Raw genomic sequence first — 23,497 nt, 5'->3', positions numbered from 1 at the left:
TAAAAGAGTGACACTATCTCCTGTTCGCAAGCCTCTGAAGGATGACTGCAAAGCCGATTATGCCGCTGATCGCGATAATCGAGCCGGCGGGAAATTCGGGGACGACTACCACGCCCCTGGCAAAGTCCTTGCGGAGGTCAGGCGCACTGTTGGGGTAATTTACAGCGCTGATGCTGGCCTCGATTCTGTATATCTGGTTCGACGGGAAGCTGAGATTCTGCGTGTCAGTACCGTTGACTGCAACGAGACCCGTCTTTGATATGACCGTGTTGCCCTGCAAATCCTTTACCGTGAGAGCATAGCTTACGTCCGCGGCTATCTTCTTGCCCTCCGAGTCAATGAACTGGATTTTTGCCTGCTCGGTTGTGCCTGAAGAGAGCTGGCCCGGCGACCAGGTCACAATGGCGGCTCTGGATTCTCCTTGCCAGATGCCGGACGTTTCATTGTCGGCCTGAAATCCCTGGGGAAACAGCGTAAACTGCATTTGCTTCGCGCTGGAGAGGCTTTTGTCATTTGCAAGCAGGTTTACAACGTCAGGTTTCCAAAGAAAGTAGTGCACTACAATGGCCGTCTTGTAAGTAAACGGGTCCACGATAATTTTTCCAACCGACTGATGGCCGTTCAGTGTGGCGTTGAAGGCGTTCGCGTGCCATTGCGAAGTGAGGTTTGCAGGAATCCTGACTTCCTCGTGCACGATAAATGAGGCCGCCTTTGCGATCCTTGAAGCATTCCAGTCAAATGGCATCCGCCATGTAAATGTCCGGTTCTCGGGGTTTAACGAGAATCCGCTCGTCTTGTCATAATATGAAACCAGCGTTGAATTGGCCTGCTGGCTTCCAACAGCTACAGCAGTGCTTGCGATATCCCCGATGCTGAGGTAAGAGTCGAATTGCGGCGCGGTGGCGTCGTCAAGAAGCGTGCGTATGTCGTCCACAGTCACTATTTTTATGTGAAGGTGGTAAATGCCGCCGTCAAGCAAAAGCGGGCCGCTGATCTTTACGTTGCCGCCGGGATCGGCCATATATCCCGGCATGAATGGGTCGTCGTTGCCATTTATCTGAACTTCACCGGGCATGGGCGCAATGTGAAGCGTCAAAAGGCCGCTGTCCGTTGCAAATGTGTCCTGCAAAAGACGCTTGGCATCATTGGCGACTCCTTTTGTGACGGTGAGCTCAAACGTAGTGCCGGTGATGGTGTTGTTTGTCTTTGCGTCAAAAAGCCGCAGCTGCAGGTAGGCATCCTGGTCGGTGCCTGCGACCAGCACCGGCGGGTTTATTTTGATAAACAAGGTTGCGGCTCTGTTGCCGATAGAGGCCTGGATTTGTTCTACCGTGATTCCATCAGCATATGCGCGCCGGGGGTAAAGTTCGTATGCCCCAGCAATAACCAAAAGCATGACTGCAAAACACATGGCGTACCTCCGCACTGAAGCGGCTGTCCCCACAGCCTCTCAAGGGCGCTCGTTAGTATTTATTTCTTGGCAAAAGGTGGCAGAGCGTTCTGCAGCATGATAAAGAATTTTCTGAAAGGGAAATCTAGATAAAGACGCCTCGCGTGTCAAGTGTGTCCTTTCCTGTTGGCTCTTCAAAGTGAAATCTTTAACGCATTGTCGTACGCTGCGAGCAAGGGTTACAGGATTCACCCTGACGCTTTTGCAATGCTCAAAGGCCTTGACGCCGACGTCCTCAAAATGATCCAGGAGATAATCAAGTCCAAGAGCAGGAAAAAGGACGGCGTGATTTTTATCGAGGACATCAAGGGCGCCCTCACCCCAAAGGCGCAGGAGGCCGCTGTCGAGATCCACGCACCGCAGGTGTTCGGATCTGCCGAGCAGGACTCGCTTGCCTGTACTGTTTTGCTTGATCCAACTCCCAAGGTGAATACTGGGGAGGGAGTGCCGGGCTATACGGCGCTTTTCCGCAGCAGGTTTGAAAAATCAATGAAAATTCTATCGCAGCGGCCGGACAGCAGGCGCATTGTCAAGGTTGCGTCTGTCAAGCAGACAATGAGAAACGGCAAGCTGCAGTTAGGGAATGAAAACCCAAGAGGAGAGCATCCTAACGGGAACAATTTATCTGGCGGGTCGATAATTGTCGCCGGCCTCGTGATGTTCCGCCGCGCCAAGAAAAATGGCGCAGTAGATCTGGAAATTGACGACTATACCGGAGTGCTGACTGCAAGCGCTATCAGCGACGAGGCAAAGCGCCAGGTGTCGTCGCTTTCAATGGACCAGCTGGTAATGCTCGAGCTGGAAAACGCAAAGGGCGTTCCGGGGCTTGCAATCAGGAGCGCAGTTTCTCCGGACATACCGGACCACCTGCCAAACAGGAGCAGGTCCGAGTCGTACGCCGTTCTCATCTCTGACCTGCATGTCGGGAGCAAGTTCTTCATGCGCGCCGAGTTTCTAAAGTTCCTTGAGTGGCTCTCGTCAACGGATGACGATATCATCCGCAAGATACGGTACCTGTGCGTCGGCGGGGACCTGATCGACGGCATCGGGATATTTCCAAACCAGGACAAGGAGCTTCTGGAGCTTGATACAGCCAAACAAATGGCGCATGCAGCAGAGGTCCTATCAAAGGTGCCAAAGCACATCAAGATGCTCGTTATCCCCGGCAACCACGATCCCGGCAGGAGAGCGCTTCCCCAGCCCGCGCTCCCGGGAATCGAGGCTGAAGGCCTGCGGAGGCTCGAGAACTGCGTGATGCTCGGCAACCCGGCATTTGTGCAGCTTGACGGGGTAAAGATACTGATGTACCACGGCCAGAGCCTTGACGACGTTATTGCAACAACCCCGGGGCTGAGTTACAGCAGGCCTGCGGAGGCGATGAAGGTGCTTCTCAAGGCAAGGCACCTGGCACCAATGTACGGCGGCAGGACCCCGATTGCGCCAGAATCCGAAGACATGATGGTGATAAGCGAGGTGCCGGACATATTCCACTCGGGCCACGTGCACGTGACTGACATCCAGAACTACAAGGGCACGCTGGTAGTCAACTCGGGCGCATGGCAGAGCCAGACAAAGTTCCAGCAGACGATGGGAATAATGCCCACGCCTGGCATTGCAATAATGGTCAACCTTGCGACGCTGCAGCCCACCATGCAGGACTTTGTCGCGGACAGAGAATCAATAGCGTTCAATGCCGGCGCGCAAGCCAAGTGAGCCGCTGCATCATTTCAGACAAATTTCTTCCTGAACGCAAATGCAACGATTGACATGCCGACAAAAGTTGCAGTCCAGTAGAGCCACAGGTTTGATAGGGCTCCTGAAAGAAGCGCCGGGGCAAGCGATCTCGCCGGGTTCATCGAGGCGCCTGAAATAAAGGCAAGGAAAAAGATGTCCAGCGCGACAACGCATCCGATCGCAATCCCTCCGAATCCCCTCAGGCCCTTTGTATATACAACAATGAATATCATGGTCATGAGAAACGCTGAAGCCAGCACCTCGATCCCGAAAATCACCGGCAGCGGAAACGAATAGTTGGGAGCGTTTGCTCCGAGGTCTGCCTCCGTTCCGATTACTGACTTGACAAACAGGCTTGCCAGCAGGGCGCCAATGATTTCCGCGGCAAGATAATAGACGAGCTGCCGCTTTGTAATGTGCCTGCTTATCAAAAACGCAAGCGATACTGCAGGGTTAAAGTGCGCCATTGAAATTTTTCCAAACAGGTAGACTCCGACTGCAACGCCGACAAGCGGGGCAATCGCTACGAAAGGAAGGCCCAGCGTGCCGCCTGCCTTTGCATCCAGGACCACTGAGCCGGTCGCAAGCACCACTACGATAAAAGTGCCAATGACTTCGGCAATGAACCTTTTTTGCGCGATTGAAAATCTAGCTGGCGAGGCTTTCTGCAATTTCCCTTACTCTTTTTTCTATCTCGTCTCTTATCTCACGGACCTTTTCGATGGGCTTACCCTTTGGGTCCTCAATTTGCCAGTCGACAATGTTGCTGACAAAAAGCATCGGGCACTCGTCTTTGTCCATGCATCCCATGTTGACTGCCTTTGAGGATTTGTTAATCATCTCGCCAGAAATAGTCTTTGATTTTTGCCTGCTGATGTCGATGCCGACTTCCTTCATTGCCTGAATCGCAGCGGGGTTAATCTGTGACGCGGGCCTTGTCCCTGCGCTTATTGCCCTGTACCCTTTCGGGGCATACCTGGCATTGAAAAAGCCTTCAGCCATCTGGCTCCTTCCGGCATTTTCAACGCACACGAATAGAATTGTTCGCTCAGTCTGTGGCGGACTCGTTTCAGGCTTCATGATTTTACAGCTTTGACTATTACGCTTGTCATGTTTCTACCGTCGCTCTGTTCACTGACATACGGTCTCTCTTCAAGCACCTCAACAATGCCAAATCCTGCTTTCCGGATGCTCTCAAGATAGTTTTCTCTAGTCAGTGCGCCGTCGATGCAACCGCACCATCTCGATTCACTGACTGATGCGGAACTTACCTCTCGGTCGGTTACAAGGTCGGAAATTATCATTCTGCCTCCGGGCTTCAGAATCCTGTGAACGTGTTTGAACGCTGCAGCCTTGTCGGTTGTCAGGTTGATAACACAGTTGCTGATAACCAGATCGACCGTGCTGCTTTCAACCGGGATGTCAGACTCTATTTCCCCTTTTCTAAATTCCACGTTTGAATAATTGTTCTCCAGCGCGTTCCTTCTGGCCCTATCAAGCATTTCCTCAGTCATGTCTATTCCAATTACCTTTCCATTTTCTCCCACCTCGTTTGCCGACAAGAAAACATCGATCCCTGCACCGGAGCCCAGGTCAACGACTGTCTCGCCTTTCTCAATCTCTGCAAATTTCAGAGGCGCTCCGCATCCAACGCCAAGTACCGAGCCCTCGGGTATCGATTTTAAATCGGCGGAATCGTAGCCGATCTTTTCGGCAGCACCCATCACCGAGGTGGACGGGTCACAGTCACAGGGCATGCAGCAACAATCGGAATTGCCTGTTAAAGCGATCCTGGCATAATGCTTCTTTACCTCGCTTTTGATTGACTCTTCCACAAAGCAGTTTACTAGGGAAACTATTTAAGTTGTCAGGGCGACTCGCCTACAGTTGGTGTAGTTATGGAAACCAAGAAAGACGGACTGCCAATGCACCAGGGATGCGACTTTGAGGGTTACAGCCCTGCCGCGCTTATGAGTGAAACCGCGCGGCTGAGAAAATTAATGACAAGCCGCGGAACTCTAGAGATACTCATTCCTCTGTGCTGTACCACGCATCCCGTCAGGTACAAGCAGTTTCGGCAGGCACTGAGGGGCATTAGCAGCAAGACGCTTGCCGTAAGGCTCAAGGAACTTGAAAGGGGCGGTGTTCTTGAAAGAAAGGCTTACAGCGAGATTCCACCGCGCGTGGAGTATAACCTTACTCCCAAGGGCCAGGAACTGGTAGAGTCTCTTGTAGGATTGCTGGAGTGGATGAGGAAATGGTCAAAGCCGGAAAAGCGGTCCTAGCTGTTTTTTGAATCCGAATTCAAGATTGACAGGAGCGCGGCATCGTCCGCTATCGCTTCGCGTATTGTCGAAAGCGGTATCGTCACCTTGATCTTTTGCGACCGGCCGTACCTGCCCTGGCTAACAATGTCTGTCGCCACAAGCCCGAGCTGGTCAAGCTCGCTTATTATTTGCGTAAGCCGGCGCTGCGTCAGCGGCTCCTGCTCCACCTGCCTGCAGATTGAAGAATAGATCTCATAAACGTCGCCCGTGTTTCCGTTCTTTGACTTTGTGATTGCAACGACTACATACTTGGTGTGCGTTGTTGCGTTTTTCAAGATTTCATAGCTCGTGTCCTTCTCTATCTTTTCTTGGGCCTGCCTTACGTGATGCTCGTCCACCTTGCCTGCCCCCTCTCGCTCGGCCAGCTCCGAGGCGACCCGCAGAAGGTCAATCGCCTTTCGCGCATCGCCATGCTCCCTGCCTGCCACGGCGGCGCACAGGTTTATTGCTCCTTCTGAAACGCCGCCTTCGTTGAAGGCCAGTTTTGCGCGCTCGTGCAGTATTTCGCGGAGCTGCTGCACGGTATACGGGTTGAAAACGGTCTCCTCCTCGCTCAGGCTGCTCCTGACGCGAGGGTCCAGTTTGTCCTTGAAGTCAAGGCTGTTTGAAATTCCGACGAGCGTTACAAAAGCGCCGCCAGAGGACATCATTTGCTGGTTTGCCCGCGTCAGGCTGTATAGGATATCGTCGCCGTTCTTGTCGACAAGCGAGTCGATTTCGTCAATTACAAGTATCAGGTGCAGTTTTTTCTTTTGTATGAACTGGAGTATCCTGTCGGTCGCCTCGCCCATCGACAGGCCGGTGAAATGCACGATTTTCTTGTCCCTGCTGGCTTCGCTATTGATGCCGATTTCCTCCGCTATTTCAAAGAGGACCTTGTAAGCGCTGTTGGCAAGTTTGGCATTAACAACCGCTACGGTCACATGAACGCCAAGCTCGCGGGCCTTTTTCTGGAGCCTGTCAATGACATTCTTTACGACCGCGGTCTTACCTGTCCCCGGCTTACCAAAGAGCAGGAGGTTTGAAGGCCTGGCCCCTTTGAACAGGCTGGATAGGACCTGCGCAAGGGTCCTGCTTTCCTCGTCGCGGAAAGGTAGGTTCTCCGGTACATAATCGATCGTAAGCGTCTGCCGGTTCTTTACAAGGGACCTGCCGCTGGCCGCCTTGGTAAAGATGTTGTCAATATCAGAGTCCATGCCCACACCCCTTGCTTTCCTTTCGAGAACACGAGTTTGTTAACGTATCTCCACGCCCATGTTAACACGGCCCATTTAAACCCCCTAATCAACTAGTACTCACCGGTAACTCTATTCTATTCTATATTCTAAAGGGGGTTCTTGAGGAGGACTATTGCAGAGGAAAGCTAGGGGTGGCGGCCAAGCCAGTCTGGGTGATGTTAACAGGGCGCGATCGTTGGTCCGTCAAACTGCCTGAAAAGGACCCCTTTATTTCCAGTGGAGCGTGAAGATCACCGTTAACAGTGTTAATGGCCAGCCGGCAACCCCTCCATTTCCACTGGAGGCGTCTTCTGGCCGCGATTCTACAAAGATACTAGTTAACAATCAACAAACATCGTAGACAAAAGCTATCCTCTCAAGCATTGTTAACACAAGCTGAGCATAGTGTTATCGGGTTTTGCAGCAGCTCTGTTAAGTGTTATCATGTTAACAGCCTAGGATACGTTCCGGGGTGGGGTAGCAAACGAGCGCTGGTAAGAGAAGGATAAAGATAGAACTCGAGGATGCAGAAGGCAGCAAGTACAACCTGTCCCTTGAGGGAAACGTCTCCAAGGACAAGATTGTCAAGATAATAGAGTTCATGGACCTTCTCAACATCGAGTCAGACGATTCTCCGCGTGTGCACGCAGGTTTGGCTGACGCAAGCGAGCAGCGACCTGCAGCCTCGGTAGGGGACAGAATATGGAACATCGTGCAGACCAAGTTCCCCTTTGCAAAGTTTACCTCAAGCGACGTGCTTGAAATGTACGAAGATCACTATAACGAGCCCATCAAGCTCAGCATCATCTCCACGTACCTCTCTCGATACTCAGAACGCGGCAGGCTTGCTAGGGTCCGCCAGGGAAAGGAATGGACCTATCGGGTGGGCTCTCCTGCCCAGCAGGTACAGCCGCGCCTTTCTCCCGAAGTCTAGCCTGGCCCAGAGCAGTTATTGCGTAACTGAACGGCTTGGACGAGTTGTCCCGGACAACTAGGCCGGCGTCATTGAGCCTTTTCATAAGCCTTGAGGTATGCTCGCGGCTTCTGCCGATGGCCTGCTGCACTTCCCTAGACGACCTCTTTCGTTCGGCGAGGAGCTTTAGGATATAGTCGGTAGTGCCGTTGCGGTTCTCAACAGCATCGTCATTTGCGGAAATCACACTAGCGTGCTGCGTGACGGCGACAGGCTCTGTCACGCGTGACGCGTGAGGCGCGACTTGCCGTGATGGCGCGTGATGTGGCTGTGATATATCACGCGGCGTGATTATTGCCTGTGACATTTGCTCGTTTTCCTCGACAACCCTGTGATGTTGCGGCCGAACGCGTGATGCTTGGACTTCCATAATGTCAAGCCTGACACGCAGGTCAGCTATTACCTTGTCATACTCCTGCAATCGCCGAGTGTATTCGGCCACCACGGCCTCTATCACGGCGTCACCCGCGTGATGCTCACGCGGCATGGGCTCGGGAGGCGTGATATCCGGCTCCTGGTTCACCGGCTCCACGCGTGACGCGCGTGATGCCGTGACTTTATTGTAGAGCATCACGCTGCCAAGGCCCGCCAGGAAGGCAAGTATGCAGGACATCACGGTATCACTCGTCACAAACGTCACAACAGATGTCACATCAATCACAGAACATCACGGTATTTCCCTCAAAAACCGTGATATATTGATACTGCTGCAACGTTGTTCACACCTTGCATACTCTTTGTATCACGCGGTCTATCGCGGATATCACATCCTCAGCGCGTGATTGCATCACAACATCACGGTTTTCCGGGGCAAATATCACGCGCAACTGGTCACCAATGCGTGACAGCGCCTCGGCCGTTCCCTGATCGACTGCTCCCATTAGCTCGAGCAGGACAAGGCTGTACATTACGGCAATTGTCTTTTCCCTGCACTGGCCGACCTGCCTGTAATATGCGCCCGAAGTCATGCGGGGCATCCGGCCGCCACCGGACAGACGTTTGGAGATTATGGCGATTTGCTTGGGCGTAAATGTAGATTTTGCAATAATGGCGTGTAATAGTGCATCAGAATTAGATCCGGGTGTGTCGCTTGCAGCTATACAGATTTGTATACCATACTGCAATTAAAGATTTGCGCCGGCGACTGCCCGTGAAGCCTTCGTCAAACTTTAAAATGACCGGCGTTGTGCTTCCATTCGAAGTGGGCGTACCTTCTATAATTCTTGGCAAGACCGAGCAGCATCTGTTGAGCGAGATAAAGAAACACGGCACGGTCTGCCTTCCGCTTATCGACTCTGAGAACGCCCGCGACGCGGCAGTCCTGGCATCAAAGCTGGAGGACTTTGGTGCGTCTGCAATCCTGGTCGGAGGCTCTTCGGCAATTGACCAGATAGAGCTCGCACAGGTTGTTTCAGAGATCAAGTCGCAGCTCAAAAAGATTCCGGTAATACTGTTCCCCGGAAACGTGACCGGTGTGTCGCCAAAGGCAGACGCGATTCTGTTCAGCTCGCTTTTGAACTCCGAGAACCCTTACTTTATCACAGAAGCCCAGGCGCTTGGCGCGCTGGCAGTGAAAAAGTACTCGATAGAGCCGCTGCCCACCGCGTACATCATCATAGGCGAGGGCACGGCGGCCTGGTTTGTAGGCCACGCGAGGGGAATACCGTTCCACAAGCCGAACCTGGCTGCGATGTACGCGCTGGCGGCGCAGTACATGGGCATGAGATTTGTCTATCTTGAGGCCGGCTCCGGCGCCACCCAGAATGTCACGCCCGAAATGGTCGCGGCCGTGAGAAAGGCGTACCAGGGCGTCCTCATTGTGGGAGGAGGCATACGCAACGCCGAGACTGCGAGCCAGATAGCCAATGCCGGCGCTGACATTATAGTGATAGGTACAATGATTGAGAAGGACGGCAACTGGGAGAACAAGTTCTCGTCGATAATCAAGGCCATCCGTTCATGAGGCTGGAAGAGGCCGACTCACGCCTAAAGGACGTGGCAATGCCTGCCTACTACCGGGAGTACCACAGAAAGATTCTCGAGAGCGTTTTTCAGAATTACCAGCATGCTGCAAAGGCCCGCAGGAAGGGCTACGATGCGGCCGATATTGTCGAGCCCAAGATAGCATACGACCTTTCAGACCGCGTAGCCAAGATGCACGACATCGACATCAGCGACAGGCTGAGAACTCTTCTTGCAGCGACGACAAAGGAAAAGGCTGCGCTCAAGATAGCCGAAGAGATAGCAAGGGGCGATTACGGCGGAGGCGACATGCGAAGCCGGCTTGACAGCGCGGTGAGGGTCTCGCTTGCAGTAGTCACCGAAGGCGTCACAGTTGCGCCTCTCCAGGGCATTGCGGACGTCCTGATAAAAAAGAACAGCGACGGGAGCGAGTACCTTTCCGTTTCATTTGCCGGGCCAATAAGGTCAGCCGGAGGAACAGAGGCGGCACTTACCATGCTGATAGCCGATCATGCGCGCCGGGTGGCCGGCCTGAAGAAATACGTCGCAAACTCGTTTCATGACGACGAGACCGGAAGGTTCGTCGAGGAACTGCGCATCTACGAGCGCGAGGTGATGGGCTTTCAGTTCAAGGTGCTTGACGACGACGTGGTCAAGTGCATCGCCAGCCTCCCGGTCGAGCTTGACGGCGTTGACACAGACCCCGTCGAGGTGGTGGGGCACAAGGGGATGCGCAGGATTGCAACCGACAGGGTGAGGGGAGGCGCGCTCAGGGTAATGAACGACGGGCTCATCGGGAGGAGCAGAAAGCTGCTAAAGCTCGTCGAGACTCTGAAACTCGAGGGCTGGGAATGGCTCAAGGAACTAAAGGGCGCGATTCAGACGGGAAATGACGACGATGCGGCCCACCACAGGATGACGGAGGTAATTACGGGCAGGCCGGTCCTTTCAATGACAAAAAGGATTGGGGGCTTTAGGCTGCGCTATGGCCGGTCTGTTAACACTGGCTTTGCAACGGTGGGCGTGCACCCTGCAGTGCCGGTGCTCCTGAACTATGCGATCGTCGCAGGCACCCAGATCAAGATGGACATTCCGGGCAAGGCATCGACGCTTGCGCTTGTCGACACCATCGAGCCGCCAGTGGTTCGGCTGGAAGACGGCAGGGTCATGCCCGTGCCGACGGTCGAGCTCGCAGAAAAAATCCGGCGCAAGGTGAGCAAGATACTGTACCTTGGTGACATGCTGATAAGCTACGGCGACTTTCTTGAGAACAACGCCCAGCTTCCTCCTGCCAGCTATGTGGAGGAGATCTGGGCGCTCCAGCTGCGCGAAAAACTTGTCGCCTCGGCTGACGTTCTCCCTGTTGCCATAGAAAGGCTCCGGCTCGCCGAGCTTGCGCGAGACTGGCTCTCAAACGCGCCGACGCGCGATGAGGCATTTCTAATTAGCGAAAAACTCGGCCTCCCGCTGCATCCCCGTTACCTGCTGTACTGGGACAGCCTTTCGCTCGAAGACGTGCAGTACGTAAGGAGCAAGATCCTGGTGGAGTGCTTTGCAGAGCTGGGGCGACTGCCGGCAGACGAGCGGCTGAAGGAAATCCTTGAGCGGCTTGGCGTGGCTCATCATGTGGAGCACGATGCCTCCGGCATGCCCGCGCACATTGTCATTGACGACTCTGATCAACTGTTCACGATAAACAGGCTGCTAAACTCGCCGTTCTCCTCCTTTGCAAGCGCCGCGCTGCCGCAGCCCCGCGATGCAAACGAGCTTGTAAAGCAAATGTCCAGCATCGAAGTGATGCCCAAGTTCGCGTCGTCCATCGGCGTCAGAGTTGGCAGGCCGGAAAAGGCAGCGGAGCGCAAGATGAAGCCCCCTGTGCACGTGCTGTTTCCGATTGGCGCCAAGGGAGGCGCGACGCGTGACATCCTAAAGGCCTGCAAGGAAGAGCCCTTCTTTGCCGAGATTGCAGACAGATTCTGCAGCGCATGCAAGATGCCCTCGACCGGCACCCACTGCCGGGCCTGCGGCTCCGCGACGCCGCTTCGCTGCACATGCTTTGTGTGCCATGACGAGATAGAGGAGGGAGAAAAGTGCCCGCGCTGCGACAGGGACGGCAGGACTTTTGCGCCGGTGAGCTACCCGCTCAAGCAGGCGCTAGAGACCGCCCAAAAGCGCGTCGGCAAGAGGGCAGAAGAGCCGCTGAAGGGCGTCAAGTCGCTCATGAGCAGGCACCGCTCTGCAGAACCCCTTGAGAAAGGCATACTGCGCCAAAAGCACGGCCTTCATGCGTTCAAGGACGGCACCATCAGGTTTGACGCGACAAACGAGCCGCTGACGCACTTCAAGCCCGAGTGGATTGGCGTCTCGATAGATCAACTGAAAGAGCTTGGCTATACCAGTGACTACGCGGGAAACGAGCTGGTCGCGACGGACCAGACGGTGGAGCTTCTCATGCAGGACGTGCTTATCCCCCGAGACTCTGCAGTGCACCTTGTCAACACGGCCAAGTTTGTCGACGACGAGCTTGAAAGAATTTACGAGCTCGAGCCGTTCTACAGGGTCAATTCCGTCGACGACCTTGTCGGCCACCTGGTAGTCGGGCTTGCGCCCCACACTTCAGTCGGAATAATGGGCAGGATAATCGGCTTTACCGACTCGCAAGTCTGCCTCGCGTCGCCGGTGTGGCACTCGGCAAAGAGGCGCGACTGCGACGGCGACGCCGACTCGGTGATGCTTCTGATGGACGCATTTTTGAATTTCTCTTTTGACTTCCTGCCGGACAAGATAGGCGGGCTGATGGACGCGCCGTTGCTGATTCAGCCGATAGTGCTTCCCCACGAGGTCCAGAGGCAGGCCCACAATGTCGACGTCGCGTCCTCCTATCCGCTCTCATTCTATGAGGGAACGTGGAAAAAGAACGCCAAGGCGGCCGACCATGCAAGCGACATAGAGACGCTCAAGGCCCGCATAGGCCAGGACTCGCAGTTCTTCGGCTACGGCTTTACGCATCTGACAAGCTCGCTTACTACCAAGGAGCAGAGGAGCGCGTACTCGACTCTCAACACCATGGACGAGAAGCTCAAAATGCAGTTTGACACCGCGAAACTGATAAACGCGGTTGACGCAAACGAGGTCGCCGCGATGGTGCTTACCACGCACATACTGCCTGACATAATGGGAAACATGCGCTCGTACAGCTCGCAGACTTTTCGATGCACAAACTGCGGCAAGAAATATCGAAGGATGCCGCTGATGGGCAAGTGCATCGAGTGCAGCCACGAACTTTTGCAGACGGTGACAAGGGGCGCGGTGGAAAAATATCTCGGGATAGCCACCGACATGTGCCAGCAGTATGCGATAAATGACTATTTGCGCTGCAGGGTGCAGACGCTGTCAATGGAGCTCAAGCTCCTCTTCCGCGAACCAAAGAAGGAGCAGTCGAGCCTGACAGAGTTTATGGGTTGAGTTTTTGCCGGGAGCATCCACCTAACTAGCCGGAGCAGACACAAGCCTGCGAGACAATCCGTCCGTTGCATGACGGGTAATCTCGCGCTCGACCGGAAGGCAGGCAAGCACTTCCCCGCAGCAGGGACAGGTTGTGATCTGTTGACGCCGCTCGGAGCGGATTGTAGCGACCCAGAGGCAGTTACTGCACAAAAGAAAGTGGGCGCTCTGCAGGGCAGGACGTTGCTTTTCACTCTGGACTGCTTCTGCGCCGGCCAATTCTAGTCGCCGCCTCGAACCGAAAGAACGTGCATGCCGGTCAGCAGGACGACAAGCAGGACAAGTGAGATGTTGCCGTGCAGCTGAAAGTTGTAAAACTTTATCCGACGCGACCCGAACTTTAGCAAAAGCCCGCTTCCGACCGCAACAGCCATTGAAATTGCAAGGGTGAGCGAAATGATGTCAAGCCCGCGGACAAAGAAAAAGCCATGGGCCATGCCTGCAAAAAACCCAATCAGGTTGATAGATACGTGAAAGTTGAGAAGCGGCTTTCTGATAGTGGCAATCCATCTTGACGCCGACCCGTTTGCTGCCGTCGAAGAGAGCTTGCCGTCTGTTGTCAGGGGCGGCATGACGCGCCTGCGCAGGGCCATCGAGTATACCATGAACGAGCCTGTCCCCACGGTTCCTGCGCCTATAGCTACCCAGCCCAGCATCCTCTCCGCGCCTCGCGGACTTGAAAGCCTGTTAAAGCCTCCGCGCTCCTGTGCGTGCGCGGCTACCGGCACGAGCAAGACGGCGGCGACAAAAGCACCTGCAAGAACCAGCCCTACTGTCATTATCAGGCTAGAATTGCTAAAAATTTGCTCCCGCCCTCCTCTATCTTTTGCCCGGCTGCGCCCTGTTACCCGCACGCCTGGCCGTACCAGCGCGTCTTTTAACCTCATTTCTTCCGATAACAGCCACGGTGTAGATCACCGCAGCGACCATTGCTGCTATTACGCTGTACAGTATGATTGCCGGAAGGCTGACGCCCCCAAAGTAGAGGCTGCCTTCGCCGCCAAAGCCGCGGCTGCCCTCCTCGCCCAGCTGCGCCGCTGCTGGATGTATGGTTGCTGCAAAGCCACACCCCAGCGCAAGGGCAAGTGTCAAAAATAGTGCAAAGGCTAACCTAGGCATTTGGACCAATCAGGTGCTCCATTGTATTCTGCTGTCTAGATCGACTCCTGAGCAGCCCGGCTATCTGCCTGGCGCCTCGCCTGCCTCCGATGCGGCTGATTCGCCTTTTCCGGCCGAATTCGCGGCGCCGGATTGCTGAAAGTTCTCGCTGAACGCCTGCATTGCTGATTCGTTTTCCTTCACATTTCCAAGCCTCGAGTCGGCGGCAGATTCCCTCGCATGCGTAAACAATGCCAGCGAAGAGACCACCGCGACAATGGCAGCAACAGAAACCAGTCCGATTTTTACTGACTTTTTCACAGTTGCGCTGTTGGACTGGCAGTATTTTAACTGCCGAGCAACTATTGTGCCGGGGCTGTCAACTCTGTTAACAGGGCTATTAAATAGCCGTGCCGCAAGCTAAGCACTGACTTTGGCAGATTCCCCCCAGAACAGCGAGTTATCGTCGTCGATAATTTCGACGACAAAGTATGGCAGGAATTCTGCAAGGATGCTCCGCGGCATCGAAAAGAATCTTGTCTTGATACTTGTTGTTGTTGGATGCCTTACCGCCCTTTCGCTCCTTGACTCCCTGGGCGTGCTAAAGGCGCTGCACCTGCAAATGGACAACCTGGTTGACTCGATAATAGCGATACTTGCGGCCGCTGCCGTTATTATCACCATACCGCTGTTTTTTTCCGTCCTGAAATCACGGAGGCTTCTGCAAAAGTGGGAGAGGTTGTTTGAGGAAAACTCGCTGCGCTCAAGCTTTGAGCTCTGCCTTACCGGAGCCTCTGCAGATCACGCGGTGCGTGCACTTGGGGAGTGCGTTGAAGAAGTGGGAGAGGACCTGCAGGAATACATCTCTGCGGCGGGAATTTCAAACCTGCTCGATAACGAGGCGACGCGCGACTATGCCTTTGACGCGGTAATTGACCAGGAATCGGTCGGCCAGCAGGGGCAGAAACTGAGAGACGAGATTTCCAGCTACGGGTCAATAATAATAAAGACAGCGTCCTCCGGCGACGAGAAAAGCGTCGACTCGTTTCTTGCCTCGCTTGCAAGATACTCGGCAGACACTGGCCACAGAATAGGGCTTGCCATCTTCATTGCGGACGACATCGGCAATAATGCGCAAACGTTTGCCGGGAAAAAGTCAATGGGCGATGCCATTATTCTCTTAATTGAAAAACCTTCCGTAAGCCCTGTGCACTAGGCTCAATCAGGAAAGCCCCTTTTCCTGCTCCCGGGCAAAATCCAGGAACGGCTTGACCCACTTTAGGTACGCTTCAACGCCCTCATCGGTTATCTGGTAAAAGACCGTGCTTGTAGTATGGATGGACCTTACGAGCCTCTTTTTCTCAAGCGTGTCCATCATGGCCGAAATCCTGTCGCGGCGCTGGAGCTTGATGCCGGGAATCTTGACTGAGATGTGATACTTGCTTACCGGGGTGGCCCTGGTGTGGATAAAGAGGTATTCAAGTATGGAGAGCATCGTATATTCAGAAGAAAACCTCTTGTTGGGTGTTGCCACGCGCTATTTACCGGAAAGTTTCACTGCAAAAGTTCGCACTCTTGTTATTAACCATTCCGAAATACTGTGCTGCGCGTCCTGCCGTTGGATAACTTTGGTAATCAATGCTTTATAATCTGAGAAAACCAAATTGAAGTGCGTTGGCTCTAACGAGCGCCGGCAGTCAGTGTCGGATTTGTTTTCCGGGAGGAGGACTTGATGAAGCCAGAAAATAATGAAAACAAGACAACAAGGTTTTGCGGAATAGTAGCGCTGGTGGCACTTGGCGTCACGCTTGCATTTGCATCGTATTCTTCTCTGGCACCCCAGGTTAACGCTCAGTTCGGGGGCGGGCGCGGCTTTGGGGGCCAGCCAATTGCGACTGTGACCGGCAACTACACGAGCCCTGACTCCAGCCTGCAGATAGTGCTTCCCTCAAACTGGACGGGCTCGGTGTTTCAGAACCAGAACGCCACCGTCACGACGATAAGGGCGGTGCCAAACGAGCTCCAGCAGCAGGCAGGTCAGGGCTTTCGCGCCGCAGATTCCATGACAATCCGCATAGTTCCAAAGAGCATGCTGTCGGGCGGATCCAACTCATCTCGTCCCTTCCAGTTTGGACAGGGCGGGACCTTCCAGAACCGCGGCAACCTCACATGCACTCCTGGCAGCCCTGAGCCGGCAACAATAAACGGTATGAATGGCATCATGACCACTAACCAGTGCACTTCGCCAAACTTTTCATTCTCTACAAAGACATACGCGTTCCAGACCCAGGACAAGCTCTACTCTATCTCGTTCATGTCGTCGTCTTCGGACGGCTCTGCCAAGTACATGCCCGCTTTTGATGGCTCGGTAAATACGCTGAAAATCGCCAACACTATCCAGGCGCCAACGGTGCCCGAGTTCCCATTAGCAGCGGTTGGGATTATTTTTGCCGGGGCGATAGGGGTCTTTGCAATTGTACAGCGCAGGCGGTCGGGAGAGAAGCACTCTATCTAGATGAATTTCAGATTGCTTAAATAATTGCCCTTGCAGCCGCAAGCGACAACATACCAATGACAAAATACTGTATACAGTGCGGCAACGGCGACGATGACAGTGCCGCTTTTTGCTCAAAATGTGGTGCGCCGCACACCAACAGCCCATCGACGCCTCCTCCGGGAATGGGGTCGCCGTATGGTGGGTCGCGGGTTGCTCTTACGCAGCTCGACAGGCAGGTGCTTGAGAAGTTAAAGTGGTTCGGCATTCTCGGGGTAATAGCGGAAGCGATGGGCATGATAGTCCCTTTTATGACGCTGGGCTCAGTGTTCACACCGGGCGGTATGATGGCGAGGCCGGAAATAGCCGCGGGCGCGGTCGCGACATTCGCAGCCGTCGGAATCGCCGGAATTGTGATCGGCATTATCGCGCTATTTATGGTCATCACGGCGTTTCGCATACTTTTGCGCGAAGACAGGCGCGAATTCAGCCTGCCACTCAAAATGCTCTGGGGCCTGCTCGCCGGGCTTATCCTTTACATTGTGGCAATTGGGCTTATTGCAGCCGCGACATTCTCGGCAGGTACAAACCCTTTCATGCCGAACGGAAGCGCCCCGAGATTCTCTCCAGCATTTGGCGCCGCCTTTGCCGTATTCGGCCTGGCTGCGGTTGCACTTCTCGTTGGAATCATTGGCATAATCATTGGCCTTTGGCGCGCAGGAAACCGCTATGACGAGACCCTGATAAAAGTCGGCGGGATTCTCATGATAATTCCCTATGTCGCCATTGTCGGCCCAATCCTGGTGCTGCTGGGCGCCTCAAGCGCGCTGAAGAAAATTCCGCAATCCTAGCCTTTCATGGCGCCCTGCTCCTCGACCAGTGGGGGACTGGAAGCTCAAAGCAGTCCCGAAACGTTCCGAAAGTGCGTCTTTGCAACGCGGTGCAGATCTTTCTTCGGGATGTCTTGGGGAGATGCAGTTTTCAGCTCGACTTTAAATTCGCTTGATAGTCTGTCGACCTCCTGCTCGAAAAAGCTCTTGGCAAGAATGCTTGCAGCCGCGACAGGCATCTCCTCTTCGCCCCCTGTCTTTTGCACGATTGCAACTCCCTTTGCTTTCTCAAGGCCCTTGAGACCGTCACCCATTTTCTTTTTGTCAAATTCGTCAATCGTTACGAGTATCTTTGCGTCATCCAGATTTCCTAGCTTTTCAAGCGTCTCTCCTATAACTCGAGCATGTGCACGAGCCAGCATGTCATTCAGGTTCTTGCCCTCTTTTTTCAGTCTGGCAAATTGCTCATTGTAATCCGGCGGCGACAGCACGACATGGCTCCATGCCAGCTTTTTGTTCTGCCTGATTTCATTTGCAATTATCTTGATGGTGCCGGCGGAAAGCGTCTTGCTGTCCTTGACACCTGCCCTTCGCAGCTCGCCAATGTCGAATGGCCTGACTGCCACGCAGGCGACGACCAGGGGACCGTACCATTCGCCCTTGCCTGCCTCGTCGGAACCGAGCTCGTATTCGTATTCTGACCGGGCACTCTGCATCACCCCGCTTATGATTTTGAGGGTCTGCGGGTTGTCCTCGTAAACCAGCTTGCCCGAACTGTATGCAATCAGAAAAATATTTTCAAACTGCACTCTCAGCGTTTCGTACTTGTTGGTTGGGGCAGAAGCCGCTATGCCGCGTTCCTCAAGTGTTTCCCTGAGTCTTTCAATTTCCTGGGCGCTGAGTTTTGCCGACCGCAGCAATCGGGACTATTTCATAATGTAAAGCAAATTAATCTTCGGCTACGTCCAGACCTTGCTGTGGCAGGTCAGCAGCCTTCTCTTCTGGTCGTCGCTCAGCCTGTCAATGTCCTGTTTTCTGTACGCGCATATCGGCACAAGGGCGATGTCCAGTTTCGGAGGATAGTCAACCTCATAGTCGACGCTCTCGTTCTGGAAATTGTGCTCAAACATGCAGTCCATCATGCAGAACGCGCGCACTCCCTTCTTGCCCGACCTCACGCAGGTTTCGACGAGGCGATTCCACTGCACAAGGAGCCTTTGCTTGTCAATGCGCCCGTCGGGCAGGTACCAGTCCACGTTTTTCGTGAACATCAGTGAGCCATCGCGGACAAGAGAATCGACGTCCAGCCCGCACCTGGCTATTCTTTCCTTGACAGCTTCGAGGTTGATGTCCTCTCTGAGGATAAACAGCGCCGCCTCGTTGTTCGGAACAGCGCGCTTTACAAACGAGATCGCCTCGGCCAGCTCCTGTTCCTGGTCCTCGTAGATTGCCAGGATGTGGTCGGTCAACTGCGCGCTGCTGACCCGCGGCTTTCTGACTCTCAACAGGGATAGAAGGTCCGAGAACATGAAGGGCTTTTGGATAAAGCCAAGGTTTGCCTGGTTCGACATGCCTGCCCCGGTTAACTGCCGCCTGAGCACGTCCGGGTCCGTCGTGCTCGTCACGACAATGTGCTGGTACGGCAGCAGTTCTCTCAGCCTGCGCAGCGTTTCAATCATTCCGTCCTTGACGTGGCTGTCGATGACTATCAAATCATGATACTCGTCGGAGGCCCTGCCCTCCTTGGTTGCGGCCTGGATGCACCTTGCCCCGCTTTCCACGATTTCCAGATCCCAGTCGTGCAGGAATGACTTGTAAAGGAACTGTATGTCTGGCTCCGGCTCCGCGACCAGTATGCGCGGCCTGCTTCCGTGCTGGTGGGTCAATGTTGATGCCTCCCGTCGCTCCTGAGATACGCAGTGGTTATCCTGCCGGTGTGGTCGGCTATAACGTCATGACTGACAAACATCCTGACCTTGTGAATGTCATAGGGAAACTTGTTGAGCAGCTGAAGCGGATACGGGCAAAGGCATGAAGAATCTTCAAGCGGCCTGTCAGACAACCAGTTTTCAATGGCCATGCATTCGTCAAAGTGCCTGTTCTGGAACAGGAACGAATCGCAGTCGCCTACAAACCTGATATGCTTGTCCTGCCTGCCTGAAACCCTGTCCCTCAAGCGCGCCATATCTGACTCAAACGGCCTTATATCACTTGTCAGGCTGGCAATATAGTGGGGCGCAAGGTCAATGAATACCAGGTTGCCCCTGTCCATGTTCTCCTGGGAATTGTCGAAAAGCCCCATCATTCTCTCCCTGTGCGAGCTGTTGCGCAAATAAATTGACGCATAGACGCACAGCTGGTTCTTCTTCAGGCCGGCGTTGATGTATTTTGTAATCGCCGCCTCCCGCTGGGCCGTGTTTTCATAGGTCATTGCAACGTGCTGGCCTGCCATCGGGTGTTCTAGCACGTCATAGCCGGAAATGCGGTGCCAGCCGTGAGAAACATAAAGGCGGGACAGCTGCTCGGAAGTCATTGCGCTTGCAATGTCGGATGCCATGTAGGCGCAAAAGCCGGTAAACGGGATGTCAAAACTCGTGCCGACAGAGTGCTCGTAATCGATAAAATCTGCCGTCGCGCTGTTGACCAGTTCGTCGGGCGCGCCAAATGCCCTAAAGCCCGTCTTTCCCAAAGCCAGGGCCCTATTGGTTGCCTGCTGCCACTTTGAGCGAATGCGCTCCGAATCAAATTTCCCGCCAGGGCTGAACCAGTCCTGTGAGGTGGTGATAATGATTTCGCCGTTTGCCTCACGCCTGGCAAGGTCGCCCACCTTCCATTCGCTCTTTATCCTGGACCGGATTTCTTCTCTGGATATTTGGCGCTCGTCAAACATAACCCAAACGGCTTCGCCATTGTCAAAGCCTGCCTTGAGGAACGAAAAGCACTCCTCTATGCGGTCTGTGGGGCTGGAATAAATGCCAAGTATGTGGCTCCCCCGCGCGATTGCCTTTAGCTGCGACAAAAAGTCTTTCGGCACGATCCTTGCGATAAAGTAAATAAGGTTATTGCGCAGGAGTTACAGAAAACATTACTGTAAGCAGCCCTGATGCTCGGACGTGGCTTTAATCTCAGGAGCTGAAGCAGCTCTTATCTAGATAGAGTCCCTTGGACCGACTTTCTCATTCTCTCTTTCCCCCGCGACTTTGCGCGCGGCGGAGTCAATTCGTTCGGGTTTTTGAACCGGCGCGTTTTCTCGGCGCAGGAGCACGACGGCAAATACTGCTATCCATAGCGAATCAACGTACTGGGCGATGCGCTCAGACAGCCCTAGCCAGGGCGTAGGCTGCTTTGGTGCGACCTGTGGAGCATACGACATTCCACGAACCCCGGGCAAAACCAGACCGCTGAATTGGTCATTCTAACCTGCAACAATTCCTACCATGCCATGCCAATTAGCAGATATGCAGTAAGGCATGCGGGGACCTGAAAGTGGTCATTTCTGTTCTTTTGGCGGTGTTACATAAGGGGTGCTCACATTTTGAATTTGGGCGCAAGGTGGAGCGGTAGCGTCTAAAGAGTCATTTCTACTACCATATCGCATCAATCTTTCACATATAATGGACGCGCGGATTGAAGGATAGTCTGGCAGGAAGAACCTAGGATTTCCAGATCCCATTAATGGAAAGCGCCAAGCTGGTGTTAGAACCTTATCGACGTAAAATCAGTCGTGGCCAAGATGAGACCTACTCTCTGGTCTAGCTCAATTACCGGATGAATTAGCAGTCTTGACTGAATAATCTTATATCTTGTCTATATGCGATAATGGGGCGTACATTTCAGACACCTGTTGGATAAAATCAAGAATCTTGATAAATTAAAGGCATCTCTCATACCAACAGTTGTCGCATTTGCAATTATCCTGGCCGCCTGTTCTATTTCCGATTTTGAATCGGCCTCTGCTCAAATGTCAGGGCAGACTCGGATTGCCGCTTCTAATATTGATTCAAAAAATTCCTCGGTATCTGTTGGCGTCTATACAAGTCCTCAGCTCGCATTCTCTGACAATACAAATCATGCATTTGTAATTTGGAACGAAATCAAGTCGACAACGCAAATCCTGAGCAGTCCAAACGCTCAGGGCTCTGCTAAGGAAAACCATACGTCTAACATTTACTACCGTGTGACTGAAGATAATGGCAAGATGTTTGGCAGAACAGTTTCGCTTGGTAATTTCTCTCAATCGCAGGTTATGGGTCCAATCACTGCATCTGAAGAAAATGGCACCAATGCATATGCTGTGTGGGCCGCTAATTCCACTGACAATGATTATAATCTATATTTTGCCCGGACGCCAGCCGATGGCTCAAAGTTTGAGCGTCCGATCATCTTGGCCACCGACCACTTTACCATGGCCACTCATATTGGAAATAATTCGTCTGTCGAATCAGGGATAGTTGAGCCACAGATAATTGCGACTTCTCACAACCATGTGTTTCTCTTATGGAGTGATGAAACCACAAAAATCGCTTATTCAAACGAAACAATTCCTGCAGCCAACCCAGTTTCACCTCCCAGTTTTTCCGGCACAGTCATTCGCAATGGATCTATGCAGCAGCTACAAAGTTCTGTGAACCCGCAGATTCAAAATGCGCCACCGTCTTACCAAACTTTAATCCAAACTTATTTTATTTCAAGTTCTGACGCAGGCAAGACATTTTCTCCCAAAGTGAGTATTTTGAACCAATCTTCAAGTTCAAATGGAACATCATTTCTGACCCCGAATCCTCCAAGACTGGCCGCATCGGGAAGCAATGTATACATCGTTTCAACTCAATTTGGCGCAAAGCTGCACGATTCTAAGATTGTTCTCACAAGGAGCGAGGATGGCGGAAAGACATTTGAAAAATCACTTATAGTTATTCCTGGTTACAATAATACAAATGAAGGCACGACTGTAGCTATTCCTTACGCTGCCGCAGGCGCAAGAGGCAATGAAAGCAAATCACTTTACATCGATGCAATGATTTCTGAAAATACTAGCAAAGGCCCGTCTACCTCAAACAATCTTCCAATCCTTGCCTTCCCATCACCACTTAATTCGCAGCTGCAACTCCACAGTATACTTTTACATAGCCCCGATGGAGGCACGACTTTTTCAAAGCCATTGGAAGTTTCAAACGGGACCCTTGGGCAGGGATTCCCTATTATCGATTTGTCATCTGATGGCTCGCACGTGTATATTGCCAGAATTGACACAGGAAATGTGAGCTCCGCATTGCAAGGCTATCCATTCCTTACGCCGTTTTCAGGAGGAACAACAAGTAGTGCCAATAGTACTGCAGGATCCATCTTGGTAAGTACCGTATCTAATAATGGCACAACACTTCAGGGCCAAATTCGACTAAAGGATAGCAAGAACCCTTCACTTTCATTATCCTGGGACTTTGGTGGTGGCACTTTTCAATTACTTCATGCTGGAAGCCAGGGTGCCTTTATAGTAAAAGAAACGTCCTACTATAATGGAAGCGGTGGATCCAGCTTCAACAACCGTGAATCAAAGACCCTTGTTTGGTCAAGCACTGACGGAGGGCATTCATTTGAGGGGCCAAGTTCAATAATTCAGCCGCTAGATTCGCAGTTGGTCTCCACAGCAGTATTCTATCCACAAGGAAGCACATACGCATCACTGTTCTTGGTTTGGGAAGGAAACGGCGGCGCGATTTATCTTCAAAAGTTTGCAGCTCCTTAGTGCCAGACTGAATATTCGCTGATTGAAAGTGGGATTTCGGAGCTGTCAAACAAGCGGCAGACAGCGCGAATCCCAATAATGTAATCCGCCGCAGATTTGACAGCACCTACCTGCGACAGCATTGCAAGCGGTTTCTCACCAACAGCGTTCACCTTAAACAAC

Annotated in this window: 25 protein-coding genes; 9 read left to right on the top strand and 16 right to left on the bottom strand. The window is 53.1% G+C overall.

The annotated features are described in order from the left end of the window. Window positions 1-13: 13 nt before the first annotated feature. A complete protein-coding gene (locus ABI361_08860) occupies window positions 14-1,444 on the bottom strand; it encodes a hypothetical protein (GenBank protein ID MEO9320768.1) in 1,431 nt (476 codons plus the stop codon). Window positions 1,445-1,576: 132 nt separating this feature from the next. Here ABI361_08860 and ABI361_08855 point away from each other — a divergent pair, with 132 nt between their 5' ends. Next, complete coding sequence (locus tag ABI361_08855) at window positions 1,577-3,163, top strand: DNA-directed DNA polymerase II small subunit (GenBank protein ID MEO9320767.1); 1,587 nt, start codon at window positions 1,577-1,579, stop codon at window positions 3,161-3,163. Between the two features lie 14 nt (window positions 3,164-3,177). Here ABI361_08855 and ABI361_08850 read toward each other — a convergent pair whose 3' ends face one another. From ABI361_08850 to arsM, 3 genes are read right to left on the bottom strand one after another with little or no spacing between them, the layout of a single operon-like run. After that, window positions 3,178-3,855 (bottom strand): aquaporin, encoded by a 678-nt coding sequence (locus ABI361_08850; protein MEO9320766.1) that lies wholly within the window; start codon window positions 3,853-3,855, stop codon window positions 3,178-3,180. After that, the gene (locus ABI361_08845) at window positions 3,833-4,264 is read right to left on the bottom strand and encodes an arsenate reductase ArsC (GenBank protein MEO9320765.1); all 432 of its coding nucleotides are present in this window, start codon (window positions 4,262-4,264) and stop codon (window positions 3,833-3,835) included. Before ABI361_08845 ends, ABI361_08850 begins: the two co-directional genes overlap by 23 nt. Next, complete coding sequence (gene arsM, locus ABI361_08840) at window positions 4,261-5,019, bottom strand: arsenite methyltransferase (GenBank protein MEO9320764.1); 759 nt, start codon at window positions 5,017-5,019, stop codon at window positions 4,261-4,263. Before arsM ends, ABI361_08845 begins: the two co-directional genes overlap by 4 nt. A 63-nt stretch (window positions 5,020-5,082) precedes the next feature. Between arsM and ABI361_08835 the strand changes: the two genes are divergently transcribed. Beyond that, the gene (locus tag ABI361_08835) at window positions 5,083-5,469 is read left to right on the top strand and encodes a helix-turn-helix domain-containing protein (GenBank protein ID MEO9320763.1); all 387 of its coding nucleotides are present in this window, start codon (window positions 5,083-5,085) and stop codon (window positions 5,467-5,469) included. Here ABI361_08835 and ABI361_08830 read toward each other — a convergent pair. Next, window positions 5,466-6,707, bottom strand: a complete 1,242-nt coding sequence (locus ABI361_08830; protein ID MEO9320762.1) for an orc1/cdc6 family replication initiation protein — start codon at window positions 6,705-6,707, stop codon at window positions 5,466-5,468. The genes ABI361_08835 and ABI361_08830 overlap by 4 nt on opposite strands. A 622-nt stretch (window positions 6,708-7,329) precedes the next feature. Between ABI361_08830 and ABI361_08825 the strand changes: the two genes are divergently transcribed. Next, window positions 7,330-7,662 (top strand): hypothetical protein, encoded by a 333-nt coding sequence (locus ABI361_08825; protein MEO9320761.1) that lies wholly within the window; start codon window positions 7,330-7,332, stop codon window positions 7,660-7,662. Here the strand turns inward: ABI361_08825 and ABI361_08820 are convergent. Continuing rightward, window positions 7,577-8,362, bottom strand: coding sequence for a helix-turn-helix domain-containing protein (locus ABI361_08820; protein MEO9320760.1), 786 nt, complete (start codon window positions 8,360-8,362; stop codon window positions 7,577-7,579). The genes ABI361_08825 and ABI361_08820 overlap by 86 nt on opposite strands. Before the next feature lie 58 nt (window positions 8,363-8,420). Further along, window positions 8,421-8,678, bottom strand: coding sequence for a hypothetical protein (locus ABI361_08815; GenBank protein MEO9320759.1), 258 nt, complete (start codon window positions 8,676-8,678; stop codon window positions 8,421-8,423). Window positions 8,679-8,902: 224 nt separating this feature from the next. On the opposite strand from ABI361_08815, the gene ABI361_08810 reads away from it, so the two are divergent. Next, window positions 8,903-9,664 (top strand): geranylgeranylglyceryl/heptaprenylglyceryl phosphate synthase, encoded by a 762-nt coding sequence (locus ABI361_08810; protein ID MEO9320758.1) that lies wholly within the window; start codon window positions 8,903-8,905, stop codon window positions 9,662-9,664. Beyond that, window positions 9,661-13,128 (top strand): DNA polymerase II large subunit, encoded by a 3,468-nt coding sequence (locus ABI361_08805; GenBank protein ID MEO9320757.1) that lies wholly within the window; start codon window positions 9,661-9,663, stop codon window positions 13,126-13,128. Before ABI361_08810 ends, ABI361_08805 begins: the two co-directional genes overlap by 4 nt. Before the next feature lie 21 nt (window positions 13,129-13,149). On the opposite strand, the gene ABI361_08800 is transcribed toward ABI361_08805, so the two are convergent. From ABI361_08800 to ABI361_08785, 4 genes are all read right to left on the bottom strand, one after another. After that, window positions 13,150-13,386: a hypothetical protein gene (locus tag ABI361_08800; protein MEO9320756.1), complete on the bottom strand. Its 237-nt coding sequence runs from the start codon at window positions 13,384-13,386 to the stop codon at window positions 13,150-13,152. Between the two features lie 2 nt (window positions 13,387-13,388). After that, window positions 13,389-13,946 carry a hypothetical protein gene (locus ABI361_08795; GenBank protein MEO9320755.1) on the bottom strand — a complete coding sequence of 186 codons (558 nt, stop codon included), beginning with the start codon at window positions 13,944-13,946 and terminating at the stop codon, window positions 13,389-13,391. Between the two features lie 40 nt (window positions 13,947-13,986). Next, entirely contained in the window at window positions 13,987-14,259 is a 273-nt protein-coding gene (locus ABI361_08790) for a hypothetical protein (GenBank protein ID MEO9320754.1), read from the bottom strand. A gap of 87 nt (window positions 14,260-14,346) precedes the next feature. Then, complete coding sequence (locus ABI361_08785) at window positions 14,347-14,586, bottom strand: hypothetical protein (GenBank protein MEO9320753.1); 240 nt, start codon at window positions 14,584-14,586, stop codon at window positions 14,347-14,349. Between the two features lie 112 nt (window positions 14,587-14,698). Here ABI361_08785 and ABI361_08780 point away from each other — a divergent pair, with 112 nt between their 5' ends. Continuing rightward, entirely contained in the window at window positions 14,699-15,481 is a 783-nt protein-coding gene (locus ABI361_08780) for a hypothetical protein (protein MEO9320752.1), read from the top strand. A gap of 6 nt (window positions 15,482-15,487) precedes the next feature. Here ABI361_08780 and ABI361_08775 read toward each other — a convergent pair whose 3' ends face one another. Beyond that, complete coding sequence (locus ABI361_08775; GenBank protein MEO9320751.1) at window positions 15,488-15,799, bottom strand: hypothetical protein; 312 nt, start codon at window positions 15,797-15,799, stop codon at window positions 15,488-15,490. A 198-nt stretch (window positions 15,800-15,997) separates the two neighbouring features. On the opposite strand from ABI361_08775, the gene ABI361_08770 reads away from it, so the two are divergent. Beyond that, complete coding sequence (locus ABI361_08770; GenBank protein MEO9320750.1) at window positions 15,998-16,780, top strand: hypothetical protein; 783 nt, start codon at window positions 15,998-16,000, stop codon at window positions 16,778-16,780. A gap of 56 nt (window positions 16,781-16,836) precedes the next feature. Further along, window positions 16,837-17,610, top strand: a complete 774-nt coding sequence (locus ABI361_08765; protein MEO9320749.1) for a DUF973 family protein — start codon at window positions 16,837-16,839, stop codon at window positions 17,608-17,610. Window positions 17,611-17,654: 44 nt separating this feature from the next. On the opposite strand, the gene ABI361_08760 is transcribed toward ABI361_08765, so the two are convergent. From ABI361_08760 to ABI361_08745, 4 genes are all read right to left on the bottom strand, one after another. Continuing rightward, the gene (locus ABI361_08760; protein MEO9320748.1) at window positions 17,655-18,509 is read right to left on the bottom strand and encodes a ribonuclease HIII; all 855 of its coding nucleotides are present in this window, start codon (window positions 18,507-18,509) and stop codon (window positions 17,655-17,657) included. A 39-nt stretch (window positions 18,510-18,548) separates the two neighbouring features. Then, window positions 18,549-19,475, bottom strand: a complete 927-nt coding sequence (locus ABI361_08755; protein ID MEO9320747.1) for an MEDS domain-containing protein — start codon at window positions 19,473-19,475, stop codon at window positions 18,549-18,551. Beyond that, window positions 19,472-20,608: an MEDS domain-containing protein gene (locus tag ABI361_08750; GenBank protein MEO9320746.1), complete on the bottom strand. Its 1,137-nt coding sequence runs from the start codon at window positions 20,606-20,608 to the stop codon at window positions 19,472-19,474. Before ABI361_08750 ends, ABI361_08755 begins: the two co-directional genes overlap by 4 nt. Before the next feature lie 129 nt (window positions 20,609-20,737). Further along, window positions 20,738-20,980, bottom strand: coding sequence for a hypothetical protein (locus ABI361_08745; GenBank protein ID MEO9320745.1), 243 nt, complete (start codon window positions 20,978-20,980; stop codon window positions 20,738-20,740). A gap of 570 nt (window positions 20,981-21,550) precedes the next feature. On the opposite strand from ABI361_08745, the gene ABI361_08740 reads away from it, so the two are divergent. Next, a complete protein-coding gene (locus ABI361_08740) occupies window positions 21,551-23,335 on the top strand; it encodes a sialidase family protein (protein MEO9320744.1) in 1,785 nt (594 codons plus the stop codon). Window positions 23,336-23,497: the final 162 nt, after the last annotated feature.

Source organism: Nitrososphaera sp., assembly GCA_039938515.1.
Taxonomy (GTDB): domain Archaea; phylum Thermoproteota; class Nitrososphaeria; order Nitrososphaerales; family Nitrososphaeraceae; genus Nitrososphaera.
This window is presented reverse-complemented; position numbering and strand designations above follow the sequence as displayed.